Here is a 13,370-nt window from a genome sequence, read left to right on the forward strand (position 1 = left end):
GCGATGCCCGCCCGGCGCTCGGTCTTTCCCACGGTCCCAGAAACGCCCCCCGCGTTCCGCCCCCCGGCGCGAGCCCGGCCCGCCGCCGTGCGAAAATTCGCCATTCCCTCCTGGATGGCCCCGCCTTGAAACACCTGCTGGCCGGTTTGGACCGGCTCGATGACTTCGACGACATCATCGACGTGCGCACGCCGCTCGAGTATGCCGATGACCACCTCCCCGGCGCCCTGAACGCGCCGGTGTTCAGCAATGAGGAACGGGCCCGGGTCGGCACGCTGTACCGCCAATCGCCGTTCGAGGCCACGCGCCTGGGCGCCGCGCTGGCCGCGCGCAACATCGCCAACCATCTGGACACCACCTTCGCCGATCGCCCGCAAAGCTGGCGTCCCCTGGTGTATTGCTGGCGCGGCGGCAAGCGCTCGGGCTCCATGACGGTGATGTTCAACATGATCGGCTGGCGCGCGCGCCAGCTCGACGGCGGCTACAAGACCTACCGCCGTGCCATCCTCCAATCGCTGGAAACGTTGCCCACGGGGCTGCGCTTCGTGGTGCTGACCGGCCCCACCGGCAGCGGCAAGACGCGGCTGCTGCACGCCCTGGCGCAGGCCGGCGCGCAGACGCTGGACCTGGAGGCGCTGGCGGCGCATCGCGGCTCGCTGCTGGGCGCCCGGCCGGGCGTGCCGCAACCGACGCAGAAGGGCTTCGACACGCAGTTGGCGGCGCGGCTGCGCGCGCTGGATGCGGACCGGCCCGTGTTCGTCGAGGCCGAGAGCCGCAAGATCGGCGCGGTGGCGCTGCCCGACACGCTGCTGGCCGCCCTGCACCAGGGCGCCTGCGTGGCCGTCAGCGCCAGCCGCGAAGACCGCGCGCGGTTCTTGCAGCAGGACTACGCGCAGCTATTCGATGATCCGGCCGGCTTCAAGTCGCAGTTGCAGCGCCTGGTCGGGCTGCACAGCCGCGACACCGTCGGCGGCTGGCTGCGCCTGGTCGACGAAGGCCGCCGCACCGAACTGGCGCGTGAACTCATCGACCGCCACTACGACCCGGCCTATGCCCGCAGCAGCCAGGCGCACTTCACGCGCCTGCCGCAGGCGCTGCCGGTGGTGTTCCGCCCCAACGACGACGACGTCGTGGCGCAGGCGCGCGCGCTGCTGCACGCGCTGGGCTGAACTCGCGCGCTCACAACGCCGCCAGCATTGCGCGCAGCGCATCGGCCAGCGCCGCCACCTGCCCGCGCGCCGGGTCGCTCAGCCGTTTGCCGGCGCCCAGCCGCGCTTCCGCCGCCTCGGCCTGCTGGTACAGCGCCATCGCCTGGACCGCGCCGAACCCGCCCCGCATCCGGTGCAGCACCGCCTTCAGGTCACGCACATTGGCGGCGGCCAGCGCCCGCTCCAGCCGCGCCAGGTCCTCGTTCATGGTCTGCAGGAAGACCTCGCGGTACTTGCCGACGAGCGGCGGCGCCCCCGCGGCGCAGGCGACGGCGATGGATGCGGTGGCGGATGCGGCCGCGGCTTCCGGGGCCGAAGGCGGCGGCCCCGCCTCGGCGCTCCCACCGCGTTGCGCGCGCAGCTCGCTCCACAACAGGCTCAGCTTGAGCGGCTTGACCAGCCAGCTGCTCATGCCCGCGGCCCTGCAGCGGGCTTCCTCGTCCTTCAGCGCATTGGCCGTGACCCCGATGATCGGCACCGCCACGCCCTGCGCCCGCAACGCGCTGGCCAGTTCGTAGCCGTTCATGCGCGGCATGTTGACGTCGGTCAGCACGGCGTCGAACGGCCCGATGTTCCATTGCGCCAGCGCTTCGGCTCCATCCGGCGCGAGCGTCACCTCGCACCCCAGTTGCTGCAGCTGGTCGCGCATCGTCACCTGGTTGATCGGGTTGTCCTCGGCCACCAGGATCCGCAGGTTCAGCGGCGCGTAGTGCGGCGCGGCGGCCTGCCGGGTGGCGACGGCGGCGTCGCCGCTGGCCCAGCGCTCCAGCGCGAAGCCGATGCTGTTCAGGTAGTGTCGGTCGGCGCGGTGCAATGCCGTGCCGGCGTCGTCCTGGCCGCCCGCCAGCACCACCGGTCCGTCCCAGTCGATGGGCGCGGCCGCGTCGGCGCCGATCTGCACGTCGAGCAGCACGCGCTCGCCGGTCTCGTCCGGCGGCAGCGCGGCCGGCGCCACGCTCGCCTGCGCGCCCCAATGCTCCAGCCATTCGCACAGGTTCACGCTCAGCGCCCGGCGCGCGCTGCGCACGTAGACGCGCAGCCCGTGCAGCCGCGGCGACGGCCCAGGCGGCGCCTCGGCCAGGTCCAGGTCGATGGCGATCGAGAAACTGCTGCCCAGCCCCGGCTCGCTGGTCACCTGGATGGCGGTCCCCATCAAGGCCGCCAGCCGCGCGCAGATCGACAGGCCAATGCCCGCGCCCCGCACCAGGTGCGAGCCGCCGTCGATCTGGTAGAACGGCTCGAACAGGCACGCCTGATCCTGCTCGCGGATGCCGACGCCGCTGTCGACCACCTGGAAGTGCAGGCGCGCGCGCCCGCCCTCCAGCGTGTCGGCCCGCAGCCGCGCCACCACGTGGCCGGAATCGGTGAACTTGATGGCGTTGTTGACCAGGTTGTTGAGAATCTGCCGGATCCGGCCGCCGTCGCCCATCACCCAGGCCGGCGTCGCCGTATCGATGCCGCTGTAGATCACCAGCCCCTTGCGCTCGGCCACGCCGGCGTACGAGGCGATGCAGTTCTCGACCAGTTCGCGCGGGTCGAAGCCCTCGCGCTGCAACGCCAGCTGGCCCGATTCGATCTTGGTGATGTCGAGGATGTCGCTGATGAGCTGTTGCAGGATCGCCGAGGAATCCTGGATGCGGTCGACGTGGCGGCGCTGCGCCTCGTTCAGCGGCGTCAGCGACAACACCTCCAGCGTGCCCAGCACGCCGTACAGGGGCGTGCGGATTTCATGGCTCATGGTGGCCAGGAAGGTCGACTTGGCCTCGTTGGCGCGGTCGGCCTGCTGCTTGGCCTGCGCCAGCGTCTGCTCCATCTCGGCGCGCGCGCTGATGTCGGCGAAGGCGCACAGCACCACATCCTGCTTCTTGTAGCGGGTCGGCGCGAACGCGACGAACAGCGTGCACCCGTCATGGGTGCGGAAGGTCTCGAGGGTGCCCGGGCCGGACGCGCCCAGCACCTGGCGCAGCAGCTTGTTGGTCTCGGCCGAATCGCGCAGCTGCTCGCCCACGCCGATGCCCAGCCACTGCGCCGCCAGCGCATTGCCGAACACGATGCGGCCCTCCAGCCGCGACAGCACGCACAGCGCCACCGGCGCCGTGTCGAGCACCGTGCGGTTGAATTCCTCGCTCTCGACCATGTCGAGATGGGCGGTCTCGGCGGGATGGATGACGCGCCGGTTGTACCAGAACAGGTAGCCGCAGCCGGCCGCCAGCCCCAGGCCGAGCATCAGCAGCACCGCGGCCGGCAACCACATGTTGGCGCGAAAGAAACCGCTGTATGCCAGCTGGTAGTAACCGGTCCACTGGCCGCTCTTGTCGGCGATGCGCAGCAGCAGGCCGTCGCGGCCGAAATGGAAGCCCGGCGCCATCACCGGCGGCGCGCCCTCGCCCAACAGCACCTCGCCGCCCTGGCGCACCAGCCAGAAGCGGTCGAACAGCGGCATCTGACGGATCCGCTCGGAAATGCTGACGCGGCCACGGCTCAGCAACGACACCGCGTAGACATTGCGCCGCGTGGCGGGCTCGGCGCCGCGCGCGTTCAGGGGCAGCATCACCGGCAGCATGCCGACCATCGCGTCCGGCAGGTGCTTGTCGCGCACCCACAGGACGCTCGGTCCCTCGCTGCCCGAGCGGTCCTCGGGGTCGGAGGCCCCGGCCGCCCGCTGCACCGCGTCCACCACCGCCAGGAAGGTCTGCCGGGTCAGCGGCTCGTAGCCGGACATGGTGGCGATCGCGGGCACGCTCATGCTGAGCTGCTGGCTCGGGGAAATGACGAACAGCGGCGCCGCCGGATACACCGACGCGGCCCAGCGCGTGGCGTAGAAGTCCGACAGGTAATCGCCGATGCCGGTGAACACGCCGCCCGCCACCGGGCACGCATCCGGGCTCTGGCACAGCAGCGAAAACGGCATCGCCGCGATCGCGTGCTGGCCATCGTAGAACGCCCACGACGCGCGCTCGAAGCCGGCGGTCTCGCTGACCCGTGTCGCCGCCACCAGCCGCCGCCCGTCGGGGTTCAGGCCCTGCGCATACAGGCCTTGCAACACGGTCTCGTGGGCGTGGACATAGCCCACCAGCACGGTGAAGTCGGTGCGCAGTTTTTCCTCTTCCTGCTGCAGGATGCGCTGTCCGCCCCAATAAAGCACGCCGCCCAGCACCAGCAGCAGGGACAGGATGGCGAACAGGACGATGTTCAATCGGCGCGATGCGCGTATGACTCTTATCAACGGTGTGTCCAGTTTCATGGATGCGTCATTGCCCGGACGCGCCCGGCCGGCGCCGCGCCATGCGCGGGGCGCGGACCGGCTCACGCGGGTCACGGGGATTCACAAGTGGAATCGGGTGATGGGAAAGGGGCTGCGCGCCCAGCAACGCGCTGAACGCCGCCGGGTCCACTGCCGGCGAGATCAGGAAGCCTTGCGCGCAATCGCAGCCGATGCGCCGCAAGAGTTGCCGCTCTGCCTCGGTCTCGACGCCCTCGGCGGTAACCCGCAGCCCCAGTTGCCGTCCGAGCTGCGCCGCGGACAGCAACGCCGCCGCGCGGGACTCGTCCGCGGGGGCTCCGTGAACGAAGGCGCGGTCGATCTTCAATTCGGTGAAGGGCGTCGAGATCAGGCTGTAGAGCGAGCTGTAGCCCTTGCCGAAGTCGTCCTGCGCCAGGCCGAAGCCCTGCAGCCGCAGCCGGCTGGCGCCCATATGATAATTGCCCGGCGCCACCGTCATGTCGTCTTCCAGCAGCTCGAAGGTGAAGTCCTCGGCCGCCAGGCCCCGCCCAACGACCCGCGCGAGCAATTCATCCGGCAGCCGCGGACGGTCCAGCAGGCGCACCGGCAGGTTGATCGAGACCGGGATGCGAAAGCCCGCGCGGCGCCAGGCGCCGCTGGCCGCGAGGCTGTCGTCGAGCATGCGGATCAGCAGTTCATGCTCCAGGCCGTGGCGGCGCACCGCCGGCAGGAACGCGCCCGGCATCAACAGGCCCTGGTCGCGATGGCGCCAGCGCGCCAGCGCCTCGGCCCCGACGATGGCGCCGGACGCCAGCGACTGCTTGGGCTGGAACCAGGCCTGGATGTCGCCATCGCGCAAGGCCGCCGCCACCTCGTCGCGCGTCGGCGCGTAGCCCGCGCCACCGGGCCGCGCCGCCGCCCGCCCCGATGCCCGGGCATGCCACTGCGCCACCATGCCGGCGATCTGCTCGTCCGTGACCGGCTTGACGAAGACGCCCAGCAGCGGCAGGCCGATTTCCCGGGCCATCAAGCCGATGCTGTTGGCCAGCGCACGCTCGCATCCCGTGACGACCGCCAGCATCGGCGGCCGCGCCAGTCCGGCCAGCTCGCGGATGAATTGCGCGCCGTCCATGCCAGGCATGCGGATGTCCGTCAGCACCAGGTCGTAGCGCGCGAGACGCAGGCATTCGAGCGCGGCGACGGCGCTCTCGGCGGTGTCGACATGGCCGACGCCGGCCTGTCGCAGCAGGTCGCGCAGCGCCAGGCACTGCAACGGATGATCGTCCAGGACCAGCGCCCGGCAGGCGGCCAGCAAGGTCATGTCGGATCCTTCGCGATCCCGTGCAGGGTCTGCGCCAGCACCAGGAAGGGCAACGGCTTGCCCAGCACCTGATCCATGCCCGCGGCCAGCCCGCGCTGCGCGATCTCGGCGCTCGAACCCGACGTCAGGCCGATGATCGGGCCGGCGTGGCCCGCGTCGCGCAGCGCCCGCGCCAGCTGGTAGCCGTCGAGCACGGGCATGTTCAGGTCGGTCAGCACCAGGTCGAACGGCTGCGCGCGCCACCGCCGCAAGGCGTCGTCGCCCTGGCTCGCCAGCGTCACCGCGCAACCCAGGTGTTCCAGCTGCTCGCGCAGGATCCGTTGATTGATGGCGTTGTCCTCGACCACCAGCACCCGCAGGTCCAGCGGGCGCGAGGCGCCCCCTGCCACGCCGGGCGTGCCGGGTTCGGCGCCGTCCTGCGCCATGCGCACGGCGCGGCAGATGCTGACGGGATCGGACGCGCTCGCCACGCCGTCGGCCGCATCGGCCATGAAGGCGTCCTGGCTCGCGCCGGGCGCCCAGACCCTGACCTGCCGCTGCCGCCACCGCGGCGCCGGCGTCGACGGCGGCCAGGTCCGCACCAGCACCGCGTCCGCCAGCCCGGCGGCGTCGCCCGCCTGGCGGTACGGCAGCGCGACCGCGCCGCACGCGCTCAGCCAGCCGCGCACGTTGTCGACCACTTCGGGCACCGCGCCGTCGACATACACCGGCCGCTGCGCCAGCGTGACCGGCGCCGCGCCGACGGGCTCGTCCGCCGCCAGCGTCAGGCAGAACGCGATGCTGGTGCCCAGCCCTTCCTCGCTGACCACCGACAAACCGCCGCCCATCAGGTCCGACAGGCGCCGGCAGATCGTCAGCCCCAGGCCGGTGCCGCCGCTGTCGCCGCCCTGCCCCGCCGGGACGCGGAAGTACGGTTCGAACAGCCGCGCGCGGTGGTCCTGGCGGATGCCCGGGCCGGTGTCGGCCACCTGGAACCGCAGCCGCACCTGCCCCGGCTCGCCGGTGGCGGCGACGCAGGCGCGCAGCACCACGCGACCGGCCTCGGTGAACTTGACCGCGTTGGAGACCAGATTGTTGAGGATCTGCTGGATGCGCACCGCGTCGCCGCGCAGCGTCAGCGGCATCCCGACCTCGGTCAGCGCGTACAGGGTCAGCCCCTTGGCGGCGGCGCGCGCCGCGTAGTTCGCCACCACCTGCTCGACCAGCTCGGCCGGCGAAAACGCGCCGATCTCCAGTTCCTCGCGGCCGGCCTCGATGCGCGACAGGTCCAGCGTGCCGTTGATGGTGCGCAGCAGCGTCGACGACGATTGCTGGATCGTGTCCAGGTACTGCCGCTGCGGCGCGCTCAGGCCGCTCATGGCCAGCAGTTCGAGCGTGCCGAGGATGCCGTAGAGCGGCGTGCGGATTTCATGGCTGATGGTGGCAAAGAACATCGCCTTCGATGCGCTGGCCTGGTCGGTGGCCAGCTTGGCCTGGCGCAGCGCGTGCTCGACCTTCTTCTGTGCCGTGATGTCGCTGATGCCGCACAGCACGACGTCCTCGGATTGATAGGTGGTGGCGGCGAACGCCACGTAGGCGCTGCGGCCGTTCTCCAGCGTGCATTCCTCGCCGCCGGTCTCGGCGCCCGCCCGCAGCAGCGTCTCGCGCCAGTGGCCCCGTTCGCCCAGCCACTGGCGGGCGGCGGCGTTCGACAGCAGCACGGCGCCATCGGCGCGCCGCAACAGGCACAGGCCCACCGGCGCCACCTCGACGATCTTGCGGTTGAGCGCCACGCTGTCCACCAGCGCCGCGTACTGCCGCTGCGCCGGCTTCACCAGGTGGTTGCGCAGATGGCGCACCGCCAGCAACACCGCCACCAGCAGCGCCAGCGCCACGCCCGCGGCCGCCTGGAACGCCGGCGCGCCATCCTCGATCAGGTCGCTGATCGGCACGTAATAGGCCAGCCGCCAGCCCGCCTCGCCCACCGACTTGACCAGCACCAGCGTCTGCGGCCACCAGCCCGCGCCGCGCAGGCGGAACGAATCGTGCGACAGGTAGGCCGGCGTCTCCTCGACCCGCGGCGGCAGCTTGCCGCCATGCAGGGCCATGGCGCCGTCGCCGTCATACAGCGCGTAGCTGGCCTCGCCGCTGGCGCACTCCACCGGGTCCAGCACCGCGCCCAGGCCGCCCACCTCGAGCCCGATCCAGGTGCGTTCCTCGCCCGCGACGTCGGCCGGCGTGTAGAGGAACAGGCGGTTGGCCGCATCCATCGGCGGCCGCAGCCAGACGATCGGCGTGCGGCCGTCGGGCCCCGGCCGCGCGCTGCGCAGCCGCAGCGCCTGCGCCAGCCAGCGGGCGGTGTCGGCGGACATCGGCGCGGCGCCGCCATCGGCCGGCATCGCCAGCCGCGTGGCCGCGCCGCCGGACGGCGGGACATAGACGATGTGGGCGCGCAATTGCGCCACGTTGACGCGGTCGCGCGGGGTGAGGATCAGCGCCCATTCAAAGGCGCCGCCCGCATCGGCCAGCGGCGCCACGCGGATTTGGCCGGTAGGGCCGAGCGTTTCGGGCATCTGCGACAACGACAGGCGGCGGCTGTTGCGCACGGTCGAGGCGGCCACGGAACGCAGCAGCGCCTCGCGCTGATCGAAATACAACTGGGCGTTGTAGGCGCCGGCATTCATGCGGCGGCGGTACTTCGAGACTTCGGCGGTGAACGCCCCGTAGGCGTACAGCGCGGTCCCCACCAGGATGCAGCCCGCGAGCGCGACGGCGAACAGGTGCAGCAACAGCATGGACAGGCCAGGCGCCGCCGCCGTCGGGGCTTCCCGGGTACGGGGGTCTACGATCATGCCGCCGATCATAGAATTCCGTATTACTGCCAAAACCAAGAATTTTCTCAAAGCCGACGTGGCGGCGGCCCCACTTCAAGTGCTCGCCATCCTGGAGCCGGCTGACAACCAAGCGCTGGCAACGGATACATGGCGTCTGCCTCCAAACAATCTTTGTGTCTTACCTTTCATGCACAACGGTTCTATGCCGCCGCATTTGAAAATATAGTCGAGCCAAAATCTTTGGCAGAGCTTCTCTTCATGTCCCCCCGCCTTCCCTCCGTCGCCCATTGGGCGGGCGCAGCGATTGTCGCCATCAGCGTGCTGTCTGTGCTGCCTGGCACGGCTCACGGCGCACCTGACGGACTATCCATAAGCACCCAGGGCGCCAATGGCGCGCCCGCCTGTATGCTCTGCCACGGCGCTCACGGAGAAGGCAATCCAGCGGCCAACTTTCCGCGGTTGGCGGGCGCTGGCGCCGCCTATCTGAAAGAACAGCTTGACGCCATCGCCAGCGGCTCGCGAGTGAGTCCGGTCATGGCAGCCATCGCCAAAACCCTCGAGCCGGCGCAACGCGAAGCCGTCGCGCGGTTCTACGCCTCGCTCCCCTTGCCTCTGGACACCGATCGGCTGGCCGCCACCGCGCTGCAGTCGCCCAAGGCCGACGACGTCGGCGCCTGGCTCGCCGTCCGCGGCGCCTGGGACAGGAACATACCCGCCTGCAACCAGTGCCATGGCCCCGGCGGCATCGGCGTGGGCGCGCATTTCCCAAGCCTGGCGGGCCAGCCCGCCACCTACATCGCGGAACAACTGCGCCTATGGCGCGAAAACCGGCGTCCGCCGGGTCCGCTGGATCTGATGGCCTCCGTCGCCACTCGCTTGACCGACGCAGAAATCGACGCGGTGTCGGCCTACTACGCCGGTCTGCCCAAGACCGCCGACCCGCTCGCCACACAAGCCAGCACCGCTGCGAAAGCCAAACCATGATCTCGTCACGCTCCCGTCCGCGACCGCTGCAGGTTGCCGTGCTTGCCCTGTGTGTCATGGGCGCGGTCGTTCTGACCACTGCAATCCGGAACGGCGGCTCGACTTTGCCCTCCGTCCTCGCTCCCTCGCAGACAGCCAATACGCCTGCTGATCGAACGCCCGCCGCTTCCCTTGTGGCGGCCCCGCCGCGGCCGGACACCCGGCCGGCCTTCACACCGCCCTCGGCCGCGTCGCTACCCGACACGGAGTTCGGCAAGACCGTCCGCCGCGGCGAGCAGATTTTCCTTCATACGCCGCAGAACGCCTCCCAATTCGCAGGGAACAATCTGAATTGCTCCAGTTGCCACCTGGACGCGGGCCGTCGACCCGACGCCGCGCCGATGTGGGCAGCCTACGTGATGTACCCCGCATATCGCGCCAAGAACGGCCACGTCAATACGCTCGCTGAACGATTGCAGGGCTGTTTCCGCTTCAGCATGAACGGCAAGCCCCCGGCGGCTGACGACCCGGTCCTGATCGCCCTGCAGACATACATGTTCTGGCTGGCCGACAAGGCTCCCACCGGCGTGCCACTCAAGGGCCACGGTTATCCCAAGCTACCGGCGCCGGCGCAGAAGGCTGACTACCTGCGTGGCAGCCAGGTCTACGCGCGCAACTGCGCCGTATGCCACGGCGATCAGGGCCAGGGCCAGAAAAATGGCGAACACTGGGTCTTCCCGGCATTGTGGGGGCCCGATTCCTTCAATTGGGGCGCAGGCATGCATCAGATCAAGAACGCCGCCGGTTTCATCAAGGTCAACATGCCATTGGGCCGTGGCGGCCTGCTGAGCGATCAGGAAGCCTGGGATGTGGCCTACTTCATGAATGCGCACGAGCGTCCGCAAGACCCACGCTATACCGAATCGGTGGCCAGGACCCGCGCCAAATATCACGACTCCGAGGATTCGCTGTACGGCCTTGAAATCAACGGCCACGTGCTTGGCAGCGATGCGCCGCCGTCCGGCGGAAAGCTGGCGCAGGGCGCCGAGCGCTAGGACCGGGTCCCGGCGGCCATTTCAGCTTCCTCCACTGCATGCCACGCCGATCGATTTTCGCCCTGCCCGAAAGTCTGCCTGACGCTGATAGGCGGCAGCGCCGGCATGCGTTGCTGCGCCTGTCGCTGGCCTGGCTGGCGATGATGCAGGTGATGATGCTGGCCTGGCCCGGCTACCTGCGCCACGAGGGCATCCCCAAGGACGCCCTGGACACGCTCGACTGGGCCATCGTGCTGATGAACTGGGCCAGCCTGGCCCTGACGGTGCCGGTGGTGCTGTATTCGGCCTGGCCGATCTGGCGCCACGCCGGCGCCAACCTGCGCCAGGGCCGCGCCGGCATGGACGTGCCGGTGGCGCTGGGCATCGTCGCCGCCTTCATTCCCAGCGTCTACGCCACCTGCACTGGCCACGGCGAGGTCTATTTCGATTCGGTCACCATGTTCGTCGCCTTCCTGCTGACCGCGCGCTACCTGGAGCTGTGCGCGCGCCAGTCGTTCGGCGGCACCGCCGGCGGCCAGCGCCATGCCCGGGTCGAGGCCCAGCGCCAGCGGCTGGGCGCGGGCGCCGACCGGCTGGCGTCGCGCTTCGTGATGGCGCAGGTGGCGCTGGCGCTGGGCGCGGCGGCGGCCTGGGCCTGGATCGATCCGGCCCACAGCATCCCGGTGATGGTGGCGCTGCTGGTCATGAGTTGCCCGTGCGCCATGTCGATGGCGGTGCCCACCGCCATGGCGTCGGCGCATTCGGCGCTGGCGGCGCATCCGTCCATGCCCGACGCCGCGCTGGACGCGCTGCTGGCCCAGGCGCAACGCAAGGCGCGCCAGAACCTGCACGGCTCGCTGGTCTGGCACCTGCTGATGACGCCGCTGGCGCTGGTCGGCTGGGTCACGCCCTGGCTGGCGGCCATCACCATGCTGGCGTCATCGTTGGCCGTGGCGTGCAACGCCTGGCGGTTGGCCCGCCGCGATTGGCCCGCGACATTGGCGTCGGCCCATGCGCCAGGCCCCGCATCATGATCGTTCTCTACCTGCTGCTGCCCCTCTCGCTGCTGTTCGTGCTGGCCATCGGAGTATCGCTGTGGTGGGCGGTGTTCAACGGCCAATACGACGACACCGACAACGCCGGCTCGGCCATCCTGCGCGACGACGACGGGCCGGCGGTTCACCGCTGATCATGCCGGCACCGCGGAATGCCGCCATGTGTTTTGCCAGGCATGGACTCCCCGGACTCGCGGCAGCGACTGATTCGGATCGAATCCCATATTCATATCGCCCCCCATCATTGAAACTTGAAGCTGTTGTTCTGAAAAAAGGGGGAGTAATGAACGATTACGCCGCCACCGCAAGCAAGGCCGATACCTTCAACTATCGGATCGTCAGGCAGTTCGCACTGGTCACGGTGTTCTGGGGCATCGTCGGCATGACGGTGGGCGTTTTTCTCGCCGCGCAGCTGATCTGGCCTCAGTTGAACTTCGACACCGCCTGGCTCAGCTACGGCCGCCTGCGCCCGCTGCACACCAACGCCGTGATCTTCGCCTTCGGCGGCAGCGCGCTGTTCGCGACCTCGTACTACGTGGTCCAGCGCACCTGTCAGGCCCGCCTTTTCTGTGACTGGCTGGCCGCCTTCACTTTCTGGGGCTGGCAGGTGGTCATCGTGGCCGCCGCCATCACGCTGCCGCTAGGCTACACCAGCAGCAAGGAATACGCCGAACTGGAATGGCCGATCGACATCCTGATCACCCTGGTCTGGGTGGCCTACGCCATCGTGTTCTTCGGCACCATCATCAAACGCCGCGCCAAGCACATCTACGTGGCCAACTGGTTCTTCGGCTCGTACATCCTCACCATCGCCATCCTGCACATCTTCAACAACATCGAGATGCCGGTGACGCTGTGGAAGTCGTACTCGGCCTACGCCGGGGTGCAGGACGCCATGGTGCAGTGGTGGTACGGCCACAACGCGGTCGGCTTCTTCCTGACCACCAGCTTCCTGGGCATGATGTATTACTTCGTGCCCAAGCAGGCCGGCCGTCCGATCTACTCGTACCGCCTGTCCATCGTCCACTTCTGGGCGCTGGCCTTCACCTACATGTGGGCCGGACCCCACCACCTGCTGTACACCTCGCTGCCCGACTGGACCCAGTCGCTGGGCATGGCGTTCTCGCTGATCCTGCTGGCGCCGTCGTGGGGCGGCATGATCAACGGCATCATGACGCTGCAGGGCGCCTGGTACAAGCTGCGCACCGATCCGATCCTGAAGTTCATGGTGACCGCGCTGTCGTTCTACGGCATGGCCACGTTCGAAGGTTCGATGATGGCGATCCGCACCGTGAACGCGCTGTCGCACTACACCGACTGGACCATCGGCCACGTGCACTCCGGCGCGCTGGGCTGGGTGGCGATGATCTCGTTCGGCTCGCTCTATTACCTGATCCCGCGCCTGTATGGCCGCGAGAAGATGCACAGCGTCAAGGCCATCGAACTGCACTTCTGGATCGCCACCATCGGCGTGGTGCTGTACATCGCCGCGATGTGGATCGCCGGGGTGCAGCAGGGCCTGATGTGGCGCGACACCGCCGCCGACGGCACGCTGGTCTACAGCTTCGTCGAGGAACTCAAGACGCGGGTGCCGTATTACCTGATCCGCCTGCTCGGTGGCGCGCTGTATCTGTCGGGCATCTGGATCATGGCCTGGAACGTCTGGAAGACGGTGCGCGGCGCGACGGCGGTCGACCCCGCCGTTCCGCGGGACGACCCGCATGCCGCCGGCGCGCTGGCCACGGCTTGACGA

The 13,370-nt window shown here is 69.5% G+C and carries 9 protein-coding genes; 6 read left to right on the plus strand and 3 right to left on the minus strand.

The window, feature by feature from the left end; translation table 11 throughout:
* The first annotated feature begins 125 nt into the window (after positions 1-125).
* Positions 126-1,169, plus strand: a complete 1,044-nt coding sequence (gene mnmH / locus AC1HFW_RS15225) for a tRNA 2-selenouridine(34) synthase MnmH (RefSeq protein ID WP_479284169.1) — start codon at positions 126-128, stop codon at positions 1,167-1,169.
* Between the two features lie 10 nt (positions 1,170-1,179).
* Here the strand turns inward: mnmH and AC1HFW_RS15230 are convergent, their stop codons facing one another.
* From AC1HFW_RS15230 to AC1HFW_RS15240, 3 genes are read right to left on the minus strand one after another with little or no spacing between them, the layout of a single operon-like run.
* Positions 1,180-4,404, minus strand: coding sequence for a hybrid sensor histidine kinase/response regulator (locus AC1HFW_RS15230; RefSeq protein WP_479284171.1), 3,225 nt, complete (start codon positions 4,402-4,404; stop codon positions 1,180-1,182).
* A gap of 55 nt (positions 4,405-4,459) precedes the next feature.
* Positions 4,460-5,752: an EAL domain-containing response regulator gene (locus AC1HFW_RS15235; protein WP_479284173.1), complete on the minus strand. Its 1,293-nt coding sequence runs from the start codon at positions 5,750-5,752 to the stop codon at positions 4,460-4,462.
* Positions 5,749-8,583: an ATP-binding protein gene (locus AC1HFW_RS15240; RefSeq protein ID WP_479284176.1), complete on the minus strand. Its 2,835-nt coding sequence runs from the start codon at positions 8,581-8,583 to the stop codon at positions 5,749-5,751. The genes AC1HFW_RS15235 and AC1HFW_RS15240 overlap by 4 nt, the downstream gene beginning before the upstream one ends.
* A 240-nt stretch (positions 8,584-8,823) precedes the next feature.
* On the opposite strand from AC1HFW_RS15240, the gene AC1HFW_RS15245 reads away from it, so the two are divergent.
* The 5 genes from AC1HFW_RS15245 (at position 8,824) to ccoN (ending at position 13,367) form a co-directional block, all read left to right on the plus strand.
* Entirely contained in the window at positions 8,824-9,549 is a 726-nt protein-coding gene (locus AC1HFW_RS15245) for a c-type cytochrome (RefSeq protein ID WP_104021857.1), read from the plus strand.
* Positions 9,546-10,583: a c-type cytochrome gene (locus AC1HFW_RS15250; protein ID WP_479284179.1), complete on the plus strand. Its 1,038-nt coding sequence runs from the start codon at positions 9,546-9,548 to the stop codon at positions 10,581-10,583. The genes AC1HFW_RS15245 and AC1HFW_RS15250 overlap by 4 nt, the downstream gene beginning before the upstream one ends.
* A 38-nt stretch (positions 10,584-10,621) precedes the next feature.
* Positions 10,622-11,596, plus strand: coding sequence for a hypothetical protein (locus AC1HFW_RS15255; RefSeq protein ID WP_479284181.1), 975 nt, complete (start codon positions 10,622-10,624; stop codon positions 11,594-11,596).
* The gene (gene ccoS, locus AC1HFW_RS15260; protein WP_061073861.1) at positions 11,593-11,751 is read left to right on the plus strand and encodes a cbb3-type cytochrome oxidase assembly protein CcoS; all 159 of its coding nucleotides are present in this window, start codon (positions 11,593-11,595) and stop codon (positions 11,749-11,751) included. The genes AC1HFW_RS15255 and ccoS overlap by 4 nt, the downstream gene beginning before the upstream one ends.
* Before the next feature lie 149 nt (positions 11,752-11,900).
* A complete protein-coding gene (ccoN, locus tag AC1HFW_RS15265; RefSeq protein ID WP_479284184.1) occupies positions 11,901-13,367 on the plus strand; it encodes a cytochrome-c oxidase, cbb3-type subunit I in 1,467 nt (488 codons plus the stop codon).
* Positions 13,368-13,370: the final 3 nt, after the last annotated feature.

The sequence above is a fragment of the Achromobacter sp. ISS7 genome, from assembly GCF_056523125.1.